This window comes from Acinetobacter sp. R933-2 (assembly GCF_030325485.1).
Lineage (GTDB): Bacteria > Pseudomonadota > Gammaproteobacteria > Pseudomonadales > Moraxellaceae > Acinetobacter > Acinetobacter sichuanensis.
Map to the genome: position 1 here is coordinate 176,627 of NZ_JACAIJ010000006.1, position 16,288 is coordinate 192,914.

At 34.6% G+C, this 16,288-nt stretch carries 14 protein-coding genes; 8 read left to right on the plus strand and 6 right to left on the minus strand.

What is annotated here, in order from left to right; genetic code table 11:
• Positions 1-185: 185 nt before the first annotated feature.
• The 4 genes from HX005_RS09165 to ahpF form a co-directional block, all read right to left on the minus strand.
• Positions 186-1,229 (minus strand): NAD(P)H-dependent flavin oxidoreductase, encoded by a 1,044-nt coding sequence (locus HX005_RS09165; RefSeq protein WP_286377170.1) that lies wholly within the window; start codon positions 1,227-1,229, stop codon positions 186-188.
• 307 nt (positions 1,230-1,536) lie between these two features.
• Positions 1,537-2,748 (minus strand): YeeE/YedE family protein, encoded by a 1,212-nt coding sequence (locus HX005_RS09170; protein ID WP_286377112.1) that lies wholly within the window; start codon positions 2,746-2,748, stop codon positions 1,537-1,539.
• A gap of 222 nt (positions 2,749-2,970) precedes the next feature.
• Complete coding sequence (locus tag HX005_RS09175; protein ID WP_107009285.1) at positions 2,971-3,315, minus strand: hypothetical protein; 345 nt, start codon at positions 3,313-3,315, stop codon at positions 2,971-2,973.
• Positions 3,316-3,490: 175 nt separating this feature from the next.
• Positions 3,491-5,056: an alkyl hydroperoxide reductase subunit F gene (gene ahpF, locus HX005_RS09180; RefSeq protein WP_286377113.1), complete on the minus strand. Its 1,566-nt coding sequence runs from the start codon at positions 5,054-5,056 to the stop codon at positions 3,491-3,493.
• A gap of 405 nt (positions 5,057-5,461) precedes the next feature.
• On the opposite strand from ahpF, the gene HX005_RS09185 reads away from it, so the two are divergent.
• The 4 genes from HX005_RS09185 to HX005_RS09200 all read left to right on the plus strand — a co-directional run bounded on the left by HX005_RS09185 (position 5,462) and on the right by HX005_RS09200 (position 7,586).
• Positions 5,462-5,875, plus strand: a complete 414-nt coding sequence (locus HX005_RS09185; RefSeq protein WP_107009287.1) for a roadblock/LC7 domain-containing protein — start codon at positions 5,462-5,464, stop codon at positions 5,873-5,875.
• Positions 5,876-6,124: 249 nt separating this feature from the next.
• Positions 6,125-6,481 (plus strand): roadblock/LC7 domain-containing protein, encoded by a 357-nt coding sequence (locus HX005_RS09190; RefSeq protein ID WP_107009288.1) that lies wholly within the window; start codon positions 6,125-6,127, stop codon positions 6,479-6,481.
• Between the two features lie 109 nt (positions 6,482-6,590).
• On the plus strand, positions 6,591-6,806 hold the full coding sequence (locus HX005_RS09195; protein ID WP_286377114.1) for a DUF1653 domain-containing protein: 216 nt from the start codon (positions 6,591-6,593) through the stop codon (positions 6,804-6,806).
• A gap of 177 nt (positions 6,807-6,983) precedes the next feature.
• Positions 6,984-7,586, plus strand: a complete 603-nt coding sequence (locus HX005_RS09200) for an O-methyltransferase (protein WP_107009290.1) — start codon at positions 6,984-6,986, stop codon at positions 7,584-7,586.
• Between the two features lie 29 nt (positions 7,587-7,615).
• On the opposite strand, the gene HX005_RS09205 is transcribed toward HX005_RS09200, so the two are convergent.
• A complete protein-coding gene (locus HX005_RS09205) occupies positions 7,616-7,822 on the minus strand; it encodes a KTSC domain-containing protein (RefSeq protein ID WP_107009294.1) in 207 nt (68 codons plus the stop codon).
• 215 nt (positions 7,823-8,037) lie between these two features.
• Positions 8,038-9,783 carry a hypothetical protein gene (locus tag HX005_RS09210; protein ID WP_286377115.1) on the minus strand — a complete coding sequence of 582 codons (1,746 nt, stop codon included), beginning with the start codon at positions 9,781-9,783 and terminating at the stop codon, positions 8,038-8,040.
• Positions 9,784-10,086: 303 nt separating this feature from the next.
• On the opposite strand from HX005_RS09210, the gene HX005_RS09215 reads away from it, so the two are divergent.
• From HX005_RS09215 to HX005_RS09230, 4 genes are all read left to right on the plus strand, one after another.
• On the plus strand, positions 10,087-10,440 hold the full coding sequence (locus tag HX005_RS09215) for a hypothetical protein (RefSeq protein ID WP_286377116.1): 354 nt from the start codon (positions 10,087-10,089) through the stop codon (positions 10,438-10,440).
• Between the two features lie 146 nt (positions 10,441-10,586).
• Positions 10,587-14,048 carry a transcription-repair coupling factor gene (gene mfd, locus HX005_RS09220; RefSeq protein WP_286377117.1) on the plus strand — a complete coding sequence of 1,154 codons (3,462 nt, stop codon included), beginning with the start codon at positions 10,587-10,589 and terminating at the stop codon, positions 14,046-14,048.
• A gap of 236 nt (positions 14,049-14,284) precedes the next feature.
• Positions 14,285-14,719, plus strand: a complete 435-nt coding sequence (locus tag HX005_RS09225) for an HIT domain-containing protein (RefSeq protein WP_004989091.1) — start codon at positions 14,285-14,287, stop codon at positions 14,717-14,719.
• Between the two features lie 52 nt (positions 14,720-14,771).
• Positions 14,772-16,217: an adenylate/guanylate cyclase domain-containing protein gene (locus HX005_RS09230; RefSeq protein ID WP_286377118.1), complete on the plus strand. Its 1,446-nt coding sequence runs from the start codon at positions 14,772-14,774 to the stop codon at positions 16,215-16,217.
• Positions 16,218-16,288: the final 71 nt, after the last annotated feature.

Here is a 16,288-nt window from a genome sequence, read left to right on the forward strand (position 1 = left end):
TTGATTATTTTGCTTTAAAAAAAAGAGGAGGGAATAATTTTACATTGTAAAAAATGAAAATAAATTCCCTCCTGTGTAATGCTCAGAAGCACAAATGATTCAGGTAATGGCAGCGACATAATGAATCATTTTGTGTCGATTGATCGTGACAGATTCATTTAATATGATTAATTTTAGCCTAAGCATTAAGCGTGATTGATTTCCACGACTAACTGATTAATTAAATCCTGAGCTTCCAATGCACGGATTTGCGCAACATTTGTACCCGCCCAAAATGCCCCGTAACCAAAGTCACCTTGTTTACTTGCCAGTGCATTGAGTTGTTTGGCAAGATCATAAGCATAAGGATAGGGTGCAAGATCAACCCGATCAGGAACATCAATTTGCTCATGCCAATGATTAATTAAACCACGGGCAGGACGTCCTGAAATGGTGGCTGTAATTTGAGTCAAAGGCTGATTAAACAAGGCTTGACGATAAGCTGCATTGGCATTGGATGATTTACACTGTACAAATGCTGTGCCAAGTTGTACTGCGTCCGCACCGAGCGCCAGCATGGCTTTGGCTTGTTGACCATTCATGATGCCACCTGCTGCAATGATCGGTAGGCTACAATGCTTTTTAATCAACTGCACCAGATCCGAAGTTTTAATGGCAGCATCAATGGATGGGTTGAAAATACCACGATGCCCACCAGCTTCTACACCCTGAGCAATAATCACATCGATCCCTGCCGCTTCGATGGCTTGAGCCTCAACCAGATTGGTGGCTGAAACCATGGTCACAATACCTGCATCCTTAAGCTTTTGAATCTGATGTGGATGTGGAATACCAAAATGAAAACTGACTGCTTTAGGTCTAGTCTCCAGACACAAATTCAGAAAATCATCATTGTCTTTAAAACTTGGATAAATGCATTGTAATTCTGTTGGCGGTGCAGCATTCAATTGTGCAAATTGAGGGCTTAAGTAATCAATCCAGGCTTGATTGGCTGCGCTGTCATTTTCAATACTGTCATGACAGAAAAAATTCACCTGAAATGATTTTGGAGTTAAAGCTTGTGTTTGCAAAATTTGCTGACGTGCTGTTTCAACCGTATTTGCACCAAGACCTAAGGAACCCAATGCATTCTGTTCCGAAACTTCAGCAGCGAGTTGAGGTGTGGAAACCCCTGCCATTGGAGCAAGTAAAATAGGATGCTGAATCCCCAATTGTTCCAATAATGTCATATCCATGTGCTCCGTATATTTTATTTTACTTTGCCCAAGCTGAAGAAAATTAGCAAATTATACTCAGTATTTTTTATGAAAATATATATTAAATACATCTTATAATATGTTGTTTTAGACCGCTGTAAAATGCATGACATTTTTGAGCTTTTCTTGACAGATATATCAAATGTATAAGCTGAAATAGATGAGCTGTACTGATTTAAGAATGGATATAAAAAAAAGCCCCTTGATGTAAATCAAGGGGACTTAAAGTCTGAAAATTTGGACTGAATATTTAAGTTTTTAACATCAGCCTATACAACAGTTAGCAACCTGTAAGTTTAGTTGCTTGAGGTTTTTCATTCGGAAAGAAAAATGGACGAATTTTTACCCCAATAGCATTGCCCAGAAAGGCAAAAACAAGCCATAACCAACCATGCAAACTGCCTGAAGCAATACCACTGAAGTAAGCACCGATGTTACATCCATACGCCAAACGTGCGCCATAACCCAACAATAAACCACCAACAACAGCAGCAATAATGGAGCGTTTCGGAATGTTTAAGTTCGGTGCAAATTTACCTGCAAGACTTGCTGCCAATAAAGCACCGAGCATGATGCCAAAATTCATCATTGAGGTAATATCAAACCACAAGGATTGAGAAAGTGCTTTGGCATTGGCAGGTATTTGCCAATATGCCCACGAAGCAACATCAACCCCAAGCAGACTTGCAGATTTTGCTGCCCAGACCGCCAAAGCAGAGGTCACGCCCCATGGACGACCTGCCAAAGCAAGTGTGGCAAAATTTAATAAAGTTAAGATGATGCCACCCCAAATCAAAGGCCATGGACCACGCAAAAAACGTGACCAACCCTGATGAGCATTTGCTTTTTCACCTTCAAGTGAGCCATGACGCTTTTTCTCAAAGTAAACGGTCAGACATGCGATCACTGCGAAAATTACGAAATTGAGCAGTAATGCAGGCACAACACCTAAACTTTTCACCAATGAAATAGGTGCGAAATGCGGTAAATCAAACCACCATTGTAAATGTGTTGTCGCAATCAATGAACCCAGACAAAAGAAGATCAGGGTGATCACCATTCGGGCACTACCACCACCAACAGTGTATAAGGTACCCGAAGCACAACCTCCACCGAGTTGCATGCCAATCCCAAAGATAAAAGCACCAATCATGACAGACATGGAGACAGGGCTGACATTACCTTGCACAGATTGACCAAATAATTCACCAGCGCCTAATGCAGGAAAAAACAGCAACACTGCAAGCGCCAACATGATCATTTGAGCACGGAGTCCACGACCACGACGCTCATTTAAAAACACACGCCAACTTGAGGTAAACCCAAAAGAAGCGTGATAGAGCGTCATACCCAAAGCACCGCCAATAAGAAATAATAAGGCTTGATTCAGCCCAACCACGGAATAAGCACCGAAAGTACCTAGAATTAAAAGAACAAGAGCGACCCAAACCGAGGCATTCGATCGGTCAGATTTTGCAGCAACAATAGACATAGGAGAAGTATAAAAAGCTGAGTAAGTGAGAGAATTTAAGCGACTAATTACGAGATCATAGATTTATAATACATATATTATTGAGCAATATATTGAGAATAATTGATGAGTTAAATCAGTAATTTTGATTAAATTATTTTTTATAATAAATGAGATGAATGTGATAGCTGTACAAATATTATAAAAAACTCCCGTGGGAGTTTTTTATATAGTATGAAAATATTAGTTTTTAGCAGCATCTTTTACATTAGCAGCGCCTTGTTCAACAGCACCAGCAGTTGCAGCAGTGGCATCTTTAGCAGCATCTACAGTCGCATCAGCAGCATGTGCAGTTGCGTTAGCAGCATCATGAGCAGCATCTACAGTTGCACTTGCAGCGTTATCTACAGCAGTTGCAGTTGCATTAGCTGCATTTTCAGTTGCATTTGCAACATCATGTCCAGCTTGCTCAGCAGCATTTTCTAAATGTTCACCAGTAGAGGCACCAGTTTCAGGAGCTTTGTCTTTATTACAACCCACAAGTGCAACGGTAGCAGCAAGACCTAAAGCAACAAGTAATTTATTCATTTGTTTTACCTTCTTAACCTATTATTTTTTAAATCCATAACAATGGATATTGGCAATATAAACAAAATCATGAGAAAAAAATATTTAAAATTGTTAATGAAAAAATGATCATTAAAAAAGCCTCTTATCAGTAAAGATAAAAGGCTTTTTTAATAGAGAATTTAAATGAAATATCTTATTGTCCAGAACGAATAATATAATCAAAGGCAGATAACGAGGCTTTAGCACCTTCACCCGCAGCAATGATGATTTGCTTATACGGCACAGTCGTACAGTCACCTGCGGCAAATACACCTTTGACATTGGTTTCGTTGCGGTCATTGACAACGATTTCGTTGCGGTTAGAAAGTTCTACAGCTGTTTCTTTTAGGAAATCTGTATTTGGCAATAAACCAATTTGTACAAAGATTCCTGCAAGTTCAACAATATGCTCTTCATTGGTCGCACGATCTTTATATTTCAAAGCAGTCACTTGTGAACCATCACCGATCACTTCAGTTGAAAGTGCATTCATGATCACTGTGGTATTCGGCAAGCTGTTTAACTTGTCCTGTAAAACTTGGTCAGCACGAAGTTTAGTATCAAACTCAACCACGGTTACATGCTCTACAATACCTGCAAGATCAATCGCCGCTTCGATTCCTGAGTTACCCCCACCAATCACGGCAACACGCTTACCTTTGAACAATGGACCATCACAGTGCGGACAGTATGCAACACCACGTGTTTTATACTCTTTCTCACCCGGTACATTCATTTCTCTCCAACGTGCACCTGTAGACAGGATTACGGTTTTCGATTCAAGTTTTGCACCATTTTCAAGTTCAATTTCAACTAAACCATTGCTTGTTTGGTCAGCACCCACAATGTTTTTAACTTTTTGTAAGTTCATGATGTCCACGCCGTACTCACGTACATGCGCTTCCATATCTGCACCGAACTTAGGACCTTGAGTTTTTTGCACTGAAATAAAGTTTTCGATGTCCATAGTATCCATGACCTGACCACCAAAGCGTTCAGAAACGATCCCTGTACGGATGCCTTTACGTGCAGCATAAACCGCAGAAGTTGCGCCAGCAGGTCCACCACCAATCACCAATACATCAAAAGCATCTTTGGCATTGAGTTTTTCAGCATCTTTAGCTGCCGATCCTGTATCTAGTTTGGCAACAATTTCTTCCAAAGTCATACGACCTTGACCGATATGCTCACCATTTTGGAATACCATAGGTACAGCTAAGATTTTGCGTTCTTCAACTTCATCTTGGAAGAATGCGCCATCAATCATGGTTGCAGTGGTATTTGGATTATTAATCGCAATCAGGTTTAATGCTTGAACCACATCTGGACAGTTGTGACAGCTTAAAGAGACAAATACATCAAAGTTTGCAGTCAAATTTAAACTTTTAATTTGTGCCAAAACTTCATCAGAAACTTTTGGTGCATAACCAGAGACTTGTAAAAGTGCAAGAATCAATGAAGTGAACTCATGCCCCATAGGTAAGCCAGCGAAGAAGACACGCGGTTGCTCACCAACTTTTGCGATCCCAAAGCTTGGTTTACGGTCATTTTGACCATCAAAACGAGCAGTCACTTGATCTGAAAGAGCAGCAACTTCAGTCACAAGTTCTTTGATTTTGTCAGATTTATCAGAATCATTTAAAGAAGCGACAATTTCAATCGGGCTTTCAAGGCGTTCTAAAAGTGTTTTTAATTGAGCAGAAGTATTTGTATCTAACATGCTAACAATCTCCAAGGGAGTAAATTTATTCATTGAGCTTATAGTAAGATAATTTTAAACATAGGTAAAACAGTTTGTTTTTATTTTAATGATCTGTTTTTTCGATTTTATTAAATAATCACTTTGTACATATATTAAAGCATAAATCAAGATGATTTTAATTTAGCTCATCTTAAGTATAATTTTATTTAAGTTGAAAAGTTAATTAAATAAACGTTTTAGGAGTGCAGAAAAGGCAAAAAATAATCTGAAAATAACAAAAAATATTGCGTTGTATGTATATTAAACTTAAAAATGTGTGATATATTTCACTATAATTTGGGGCGAATATAAAATTAATAACTTTTTAATTAGAGTCATATCTATGAAAAGTAAATTAATTTAAATCTATTTATAGGTGGGGTTATGTTAGATGTGAATCTATCAAGAAAAATTCCAGATGAGTTTGTAGCATATGGCGAACTAAAAATTAGAAATTTGCTCAACAGCGTTTCTGGTATTGATTTTGTGATGTTATGTTCTTCAGATGGTTTTGAAATTGCATTAGCAAATAAAAAGAATGTCAATAATTCAGGAAAAATTGCGGCTGTAAGTAGCTCAATTCTTGCAATGGTGACAGCCTTTATTTCAGAAATTAACTTAGTGGGATGCCAAACCATTACCCTTGATGCGGAAAATGGTAAGGCATTATTAACGGCAGTGCCTCATCCTCAGTATCCAATGGTTTTAGTGGCTTTAACATCTAAAGATATTTTAATTGGACAAATGCTTTACGAAACGAAGTCAACGGTTGAAAATTTATCTAAATATTCAACTTAATGAAAGACGTACAAAAAAATAAAAATATTTCAAAATAAACTGTATACATACCGTTATATATTGATATATTAGTGCAAAGTTAGGTAGAGATAAAAAGTCGAATATGGGAGTAAATACTTTGAAATTACTTCATATTGATTTTTGAAAAGAACTCGATTTAAACCATCGAGGGGAATATTGTTTTAGTTGTAGTTCATAATATAACTAGAACAGAATAACACGTTAAACAAGAAAACAATGGGGAATCCTATGGCTCGTATTACTTTAGAACCTTTATCAGATATTGATGGTTTTGTTTGTGCTGCATTAGTAGATAGCGAAAGTGGTTTATCACTTGCTACTGCTGGTACAGGTATTGATTTAGAATTAGCTGCTGCTGGTAATACAGAAGTTGTTCGTGCTAAACGTAAAGTTGCAAAAGCATTAAAACTAGATGACCAAATTGAAGATATTCTAATTACTTTAGGTAAACAGTATCATTTAATTCGTCCTTTAGAATCAAATGAAAACTTGTTCCTTTATTTAGTATTAGATCGTGCTAAATCAAACTTAGCAATGGCTCGTCATGAGTTAAAAGGCTTTGAAAAAGAATTAGATTTTTCTTAATTGAAAATATAAAAAAATCCGCTCTTGAAGCGGATTTTTTTATATTTAAATATTTGTATAAGAGAAAATTTAATTTTATACTCAATTTTTAATTTAAAAGTTTAAATGAATGAAACAAGGTATCTATCGACATTATAAAGGAAAGTTATATCAAGTTTTACATGTGGCACAGCATAGCGAAACCCAAGAAAAACTTGTTGTTTATCAGTGTCTATATGGTGATTTTTCTATATGGGTGAGACCATTTGACATGTTTAATGAATCTATAGAGTTGGAAAATGGCACAGTTCAACCACGATTTGAGTTTATTAATGAATTAAGTTAATTTTAATTGTGCTATATCGTTATTTTATAATGAATTCGAATCGATTTTATAAATACAATAGTGATATAGTCGTACTTGTTCAAAGGGAATAGAATAGATTGTAATTTATTTTAAATGTCATGTGTTTGACGTAAATAAGTGCAATATTAAAACTAAATAGAAAAATGGATTATTGTGATGAGTATGAGTTTAAACTTTGTTGAAAAAATAAATCATTTATACCAATCTTTTATTAAATATGATGCCACTCAATGTGATCGAATAAAGCGTTATAGAAATATTGAACCTGATTCTGCTCAATATTTAGCAATGCAAATCCGTATTCAACAATCTAAAAAAGTATTAGAAATAGGTACTTCGACGGGTTATTCTACATTGTGGCTTGCTGATGCAGTACAGGTTACAGAAGGCAGGATTACCACATTAGAAATTGATGAAGAGCGTACGATTAAAGCAAAAGCTTATGCTCAAGATTTTAAGTTGGATCATTTAGTTGATTTTTGGGTAGGTGATGCTTTTGATTTTTTAGCGCAAACACAAGAAAAATATGACTTTATTTTACTTGATGCTGAACGTGATCAATATCTTAAATATTGGCCTTATTTAAGTGAAATAATGAATAAGCAAGGTGGTGTATTATTTGTAGATAATGTCATTTCCCATACTGCTGAAGTAAAAACTTTTCTACAAGCAGTTAAAAATGATCAAAGGTTTTTAACTACGACATTATCTTTAGGTGCAGGTTTATTTATGATTACGTTTAAAGATTATATACGATAAAAAATCAGGACTAGCCTGATTTTTTTGATTTAAAGTATAGTAAGCCGAGTAAAATGTAGATCATACTCTAAATATTTTTGTACAAAAGCTGTTTTATCATTACACCGCAATAAGTTATTATAAATAAACTCAGGTACAGGATAATAAAGTTCACCACTGCCATTATTATAAAATATTTTTAAGTATTTTGAAGTTGTATTGTATTTCCATGAGGTTACAATAATTGTTTTTAACATAAGTAAATACCCCCATAACATTAAAATTAGTGAATAGAAGTAGGATGTTCCTTATTTGAAGTTAAGATAAATATTAAAATAAAAGTATTGTAGAATTGTAATATAAATGATTTATGTTAAATAAGTTTATCTTTAAAAATACTTTACATTTCTTATGAAGAATAAATGTAAAGTATTTTAATAAAATAGAAAATTTTAATTTAATTTCAAGATCATTAGGCACTCATAGCAGCAGTCCATTTTTGATTCATTTTACTCAAATCAAACTCCATCGTACGATACAATTCTTGTAAGTTAAATAGACTACGGTCTTCAGGTAGTTGCACGAGTATAGGTAAACGAGTTAACCAGTTTTTGCCTGTTGGGAAAGCATAATGGCGTTCTTTGTCATTAATGGAAATAAGAGACTCAAATTCTAAATATACAGTCAAAGTAGGATATTTTTTAGGAATACGAACGATTTCTAGATAAGCATTCTGTTTTAAATCAGTTGATTGTTGCTTTAACTCAATCAATTGAGATTGTAGCTTTTCTTGTTTGTTGAGTAGTTTGCTAAAAAACGAGTTTTCTTTTTCTTTCATATCTCTTTGTTTTTCTTTCATTTCTAAATTTAAAACTTTGGATTTATCCAAAGCATCTTTACAAATCACTTTAAGTTCAGTAATTGGTTCAGAAATGAGTTCTAGTGCTTTTAGCCAATCTTCATTTGAAGATACAGTAAAAATATCATATTTACGCTTAGCGATTAGTGTTAAATATGCTGTAAGACGAGCCGCAAAATTATCGGCTTGTTGGTCAAACATAATAGCAGGTTGGCTCTGAAAATCTTTATAATAGCTAATAATGTCAGCAAGTAATTGACGCATACTAATGAATAGATATTCTGCTTCATCATTGTTTTGTAACATGTTTCTGAGTGCATCTTCTAAAGGTTCTAAAATATGAATACTTAACAACTGTTCAAAGTCCCATAGACGTTGTTGTACAACTTTTTCAGCAGATAAGCCAGATGAGTCTAGTGATTGAAATAGTAAAGGAAGTAAATTATTAACACTATATAATTCAAAGCGATCAATGAGGTCTGTAATTTGTTGGCTAATTAATTTTTCAACCGTGATAATACGACTAATATGTTCTGCAAATGCTGTTACAACAGTTTCTTGATTCATCGTTGTGAGATCTAAAGCAGCACCATTAAGATATACATTACTTGAAAAAGTAATTTTTTCTTCAAGTAAAAATCGACGAATAGAAAATGGGTTAATATCTAGATCTCTACTTGGAGCAAGTGCAAAAATATATTTAGATGTTTTTATGACTTCTAGCTGTCTAATTTTTTGTTGTTTTAATAAAAAATCATTAAATAATGCTTGGGATTGACCTTTTAAATGGCGTGGTCGTAAGGTTTTAAACCAAAAACCAAGCAATTGTTGTTTTAAATAAACTTCTAAAATAAAACATTTTACACAGTCTAATGTAAAATTTCGGAAGTTATTGGCAATATTTAAATCATTTTTATGTTTAATAATGGTTGCTGCTGCATAAATAAACTCTTTACGAATAGTTAATTTTAAACGTTGTAATTCAATATTATCTTCAACATCAATTTTATCAATTTGATTTAAAATACTCTCTAAATAATCTGCGACTTCAGTCACATTTTTATATTCTTTTAATTGATTAAGCGACATGACAATTTTTTGAGCAAGTGTTTTCATACCTGCGTGTGGAATTTGTTCAACAATTGAGTTGATATCATCTCTTAAATGATGGGTAAAACGTTGTTGTTCACGATCCCAGCGAATATTTTTAGGTTGTAAAATTTGTTGATAAATATTTTCTTGGTCGGTCAGATTGATTTTAGCAAAGATATTTCTAAGATTATCTTCCCAATACATATCAAGTAGTGGGTCAATTTGAGTAACAAGTGTGCGTAATTGGAAGGGAATATAATTTTGCATTTTAAACCAACTTTTTTATAAAAATCTATTTGCTTGAAAGGATTATTTAATTAATACCAAGTATTTTAGTCAATTATAAATTATACAGTTTGAAAATAGATAGAGGGTTTTTATATAAAAAATAAAAATTTATAATAATAGGTGAATAAATAATCAAAATTAAATTTATCTACATTATTGTTTAATTTTTATTACCATGCTTAATGAGCATTTTTTTAAGCAGTAGTATGCTTTAATTAATTTTTACTGTTCAATAGAACGATGTTTGTTAATATAGAAGCTCCAAAATTTGGGTTGTTTATCATGTTTCGTAAAATTTCAGAATTTTTTCAGGGAAATAAAAACACAGTAGAACAGGCGTTTTTAACAGAACAGAATATTCAAATTGATGAAGAACAAGGGTTTATTGTGGATGGCATTGTTGTGAATGAATTATCTGAGCGATTAGTTTATTTTTCTAATCGTAAACTGCAAAATTTTGATGATTTAAAAAGTTTGTTTTATACAGCAATCCTTATTAATGAAAAGATTGATTTAGAAATTGCTTCTGGACGATATGTCGTTAGATTGGGAAATAATGAGGAAAATTTGAAACAATTGAAGCAAGTGATATATAAATTAAATGCTTATTATAAAGAGTTTAAAAGAGAAAAATGAACACGAGTATTCAACATTTTCAATACTATTGTTCTTAAGGTAAATGGTATTCGGCGACCTTGATCACAATAAGAAAAACAAAATCACTCAACTGAATAAAGTCATCATGTTAAACTACCGCTATGTCTTTTTGACCTTATGCAATTATGTTTAAACAAGAAATCTCTGAATTAAATTTAAAACAACTCAAAGCAGGTGAAAAACGTTGGATTGGTTCAATGTTGGGTTCATCTGCTGCATTATTGTTTAAGGAAATAGCAGAGCAGTCCGAGCAATTATTCGTTTTAGTTGCTCGAAATAATCAGCATCTAGGTCAACTTGAAAGTGAACTTGAATTTTATGGAATAAAACCAACGATATTTCCAGACTGGGAAATATTACCCTATGATCGACTTTCGCCTCATCAAGATATTGTTTCTGAACGCTTATCGATTTTATCCAATATGCCGAAGAAAGGGATTTTATTGGTTTCCGCGACAACATTGGCACAGCGGGTTGCACCAACTTCATGGGTATTAGGCGAACACTTTGATATTAAAGTGGGGCAGAAATTTGATTTAGAACAACAAAAAATACGTTTGATTCAAGCAGGTTATCATTTGGTTGATACTGTATATGATCATGGTGAGTTTGCGGTACGCGGTAGTATTATGGATATCTACGCATCTGGGCAAAATGCACCGATTCGTATAGACCTATTTGATGATGAAATCGACAGTTTAAAATTTTTTGATCCAGAAACACAAAGAACCACAACCAAGTTGGAAAATTTTACTGTTTTACCAGCAAAAGAGTTTCCATTAAAAGAGGCTCGATCAACCTTTCGTGACCGTTATGCCGAAAGTTTTCCTACCGCAAATCCTAAGAAAAACCCAATTTATCAAGATGTTTTAGAGGGAATAGCCTCACCAGGTTTAGATTTTTATTTTCCTCTATTTTTTTCGCAAGCGGCGATGCAAACACAAAGCAGTTTGACCTCTTACTTACCACATAATGCGATTGTCATTACAGATAAAGATATTGATGAAGGTCTAACTCATTTCTGGAAAGATGTGATGCGTCGTTATGAAGACCGACGTCATAATGTTGATCAACCTTTACTGCCGCCAGAAGAAATTTTTATTCAGCCTAATCAGTTATTTGAATATTTAAATCAATTCCCAAGAATTATTGCATCTGTAGAAGCTGTTGATACATTGAAATCAGGTGCGATTAATTTAACGGCTGAACCACCTGCAAAACTACCTGTAGATCCAAAGCTAGAACAACCCTTTAAGATTGTTAAAAAGTATATTGATGAAGCAAATCATCCCGTTTTATTGGTCGCTGAAAGTGCAGGACGTCGAGAAACACTCAAAGATGCTTTACGTCCGAGTCTAGGTGAAATTCCTGTTGTTGATAATTTTGCTAATTTTCAACAATCTAATTTTTCTGTGGCAATTACTCATGCGCCGCTTGATCGGGGTTTAGTGGTTACAGATCATTTATCGGTGATTTCTGAAAATCAGCTTTATGAACATCGTGTCGTACAACGTCGAAAAAAACGACAGCAAGAAGTTTCTGAAGAATTTCTGATTCGTAGCTTAACTGAGCTAAGTATTGGTGCACCTGTGGTTCATATTGATTATGGCGTGGGGCGTTATGCAGGCTTAGTCACATTAAATATTGATGAACAAGATTATGAGTTTTTACAACTGAACTATGCTGATGATGCCAAAGTTTATGTGCCTGTGACGAATTTACATCTCATTAGCCGTTTTAGTGGTGGAGATCCAGATTTAGCACCCTTACATAAATTAGGTACTGATGCTTGGAATAAGGCTAAGCGCAAAGCTTTAGAGCAAATCCATGATGTTGCAGCCGAACTGTTACACATTCAGGCACGCCGTCAATCTAAACCGGGGATCAGCTTTGAGCTAGAACAAAGTGCTTATATGCAGTTTTCTAGTGGGTTTGCTTATGAGGAAACACTCGATCAAGCAAATGCCATTGAAGCGACTTTGTATGATATGCAGCAAGCTAAACCGATGGATCGTTTGGTTTGTGGTGATGTCGGTTTTGGTAAAACAGAAGTGGCGATGCGTGCTGCTTTTGTTGCGGTACAAAATAATAAACAAGTCGCTGTTTTAGTGCCAACGACATTATTAGCCCAACAACATTATGAGTCTTTTAAAGATCGTTTTGCAGATTGGCCAATTCGGATCGAAGTATTATCACGTTTTGGTACAAGTAAAGCACATACCAAAACCATTGAAGATTTAGCTGATGGCAAAGTTGATATTGTGATCGGAACGCATAAAATTCTGCAAGAAAATGTGCAATTTAAAAACTTAGGTTTAATGATTGTAGATGAAGAACATCGTTTCGGTGTACGTGACAAAGAAAGGATCAAAGCGATGCGTGCAGATGTTGATATGTTGACACTGACTGCGACGCCAATTCCACGAACTTTAAATATGGCATTTAGTGGAATGCGTGATTTATCAATTATTGCGACACCGCCTGCACGCCGTTTGGCAGTCAAAACCTTTGTCAATGAACAAACTGATGAAACCATGAAAGAGGCAATTTTACGTGAATTGCTCCGTGGTGGTCAGGTATACATTCTACATAATGAAGTAGATACGATTGAGCGTGCGGCGGAAAATATTCGCAATTTAGTTCCAGAAGCACGTGTTGCTGTGGCGCATGGACAAATGCGAGAACGTGAACTCGAGCAAGTCATGCAGCAGTTCTATCACAAAGAATATAATGTCTTGGTGTGTTCAACGATTATTGAAACTGGAATTGATGTACCTAATGCCAATACTATTATTATTGAACGTGCAGATAAACTCGGTTTAGCACAATTACATCAATTACGTGGTCGAGTTGGTCGTTCGCATCATCAGGCTTATGCCTATTTGATGGTACCTTCCATCAAGGGTTTAAAAGGTGATGCTGAGAAGCGTCTGGATGCCATTTCAAGAGCATCAAACCTAGGTGCGGGATTTATGCTTGCTACTGAAGACTTAGAAATTCGTGGTGCAGGTGAGTTATTGGGTGAACAGCAGAGTGGTTCAATGCAGGCAATTGGGTATAGCTTGTATATGGAAATGCTTGAAAAAGCCACCAAAGCGATTCAACAAGGTAAAACCCCGAATTTTGATGCTCCATTATCATTGACCTCAGAAATTACTTTACACATGCCTGCCTTGATTCCAGATGATTATTTGGGCGATGTACATCAGCGATTATTGTTCTATAAACGCATTAGTAACACAGATACACAGGAAAAATTAGATAACATCAGAATGGAATTGATTGATCGTTTTGGTATACCTCCACAACCCGTCAAGCAATTATTTCATGTTCATCAGATTCGCATTAAAGCTGAACAACTGGGTATTACTAAAATAGATATTGGTGCAAATGGTGGTGCAATTGAATTCTCACCAGATACACCAGTGCAAGCGATGAGCATTATTCAAATGATGCAAAAGCACCCAACATGGTTTCGTATGGAAGGTGGGCAACGCTTGAAAGTGATGGTGATGTTGGAAGAGTATGAAAAACGTATTCAATTTATTCAAGATTTACTCAACCAATTACTTTTAGAGCTGAGATAAAAGACTTTAAAAAAGCTAAAAATTGAAGTGATAAATCATCAAGAAAAGAAATTGAATGCTGTAAAAAATTCAATTTCTCCTCTTGTAAAAAATCTACGACAGTTTAAAGTATAAGTGTGATCAGGTTCAAAGCAATTTTCATTAATTTGTACCGAAACACAAGATAAGCAATATTCACATGAAAACCGATGTGTTAGTATTAAGCATCCTTTTAATTTTGCGTCATTTATAAAGATATGTTTAGTTTGCATCCACAACTTGCTCAAGATACTTTTTTTGTCGGCGATTTCCCGCTTTCAACATGTCGTTTAATGAATGATATGCAATTTCCGTGGTTAATCTTAATTCCACGTGTGCCTGGTATTACTGAGCTTTATGAATTAAGTCAGGCAGATCAAGAACAGTTTTTACGTGAATCAAGTTGGTTATCAAGTCAGCTTGCGCGTGTTTTTCGTGCTGATAAAATGAATGTTGCTGCACTTGGAAATATGGTGCCACAACTCCATTTTCATCATGTTGTACGTTATCAGAATGATGTCGCATGGCCGAAACCAGTATGGGGCACACCTGCTGTACCTTATAGTAATGATGTATTAGCACATATGCGTCAAACTTTAATGTTGGCATTACGTGGTCAAGGTGATATGCCATTTGATTGGCGTATGGACTAATTATTTACGACACACGGATGAGTGAATAATAAATGACATTCGAGGTAATAATTTGCCACTAGATCGTGTGTTGGATAAACAACCTAAGCAATTTGAAATATTTCAGCGTTTTATGGGATATTTAATGGTTGCATTATTGTTGATTATTTATTATTTCACTTCTCCTCATGCACATAATCAAATTTATGTGCCTTTTTTTATTTTATTTATTATTCTCATTAGCCCAAGATTATCTAGATGGCTTGAATATCAATACGGATCACAAGTCCGAAAAAATATTTATTTTTTAATAGATGTTGTTGTTATTTCAACAGTCTTAGCTGCATTACATTTAAGTTTAGTTATTACATTTATTTTATTATTTATTATTATTTATGTTGCAGTAAATAATAAAATCTCAATGATGCTCAGTTCGTTTGCTATACTGATCAGTATTATTGTTTTTTATTTTAATATTATTTTTATTTTTGGTTTTGATGATTACTTTCAACAGACTTCATCTGAATTAACAGTTTTAAGTTTTATTGGCTTAATTATTTTTATTAATATCTCTAATTATTATCAAATTCGACGCATCAAACGTGTAGATACGCAGCGTCAAAATTATTTTAATGAAATGAATCGTTATATTCAGCTTTCTAATCAACTTAGTCGTTATGCGCCATTACAGCTTTGGCAGTCTATTATGCGAGGGGAAACGGAGGCAAAGCTAGAATATAAGCGTAAAAAAATTACTGTGTTTTTTTCTGATATTCAAGGATTTACAGAGCTTTCAGAAACTCTAATTCCTGATGATTTGGCTTTTGTGCTCAACGATTATCTGAGTCATATGACTGAAATTGCAAAACAATATGGCGCGACCATTGATAAATTTATGGGTGATGCTATTTTAATTTTCTTTGGTGACCCTGACTCGCAAGGCGTTGAGCAAGACGCTAAAAATTGCTTAGATATGGCGATTGCAATGCGACAACAAATGAAGTTTTTACGGGCGCGTTGGGAAAAAATGGGTTATGCACCACTACACATTCGTATGGGAATTAGTACTGGATATTGTCACGTTGGAAATTATGGCGCTGTTCATCGTATGGCATACACAATTGTAGGTCGTGATGCAAACTTAGCTGCACGTTTACAAGGTGCTGCTGAAATTGATGAAATTCTTATTTCTGATGATACGTATAAATTAATTAAAAATAATTATTTGTGCGCACCTAAAGAGCCGATGGAATTAAAAGGGATTCAAGACTTAGTTAAAACTTGGCAGGTAATGGAAAAATATTCCAATATTAAAAATGAAAGTCAGCAGTGGTTTGACTATGAATATAAAGGTTTTCATTTAGTTTTAAATATGCAAGAAGTACAAAATTTTGAATATTCAGAATTGGTAGATGTTTTAGAAAAAATGATTGAGCGTATTAAATTACAACAAAAGTTAACCAACTCTTCAGGTGTTGTCAAGTTAAGAGTGGAAGATGAAATTACGAGCACATCTTAAAATATCACTGAGAATGAAATAAAGATCAGATAAAAAACCACTTCTATGAAAGTGGTTTTTTTCTGAAAAAT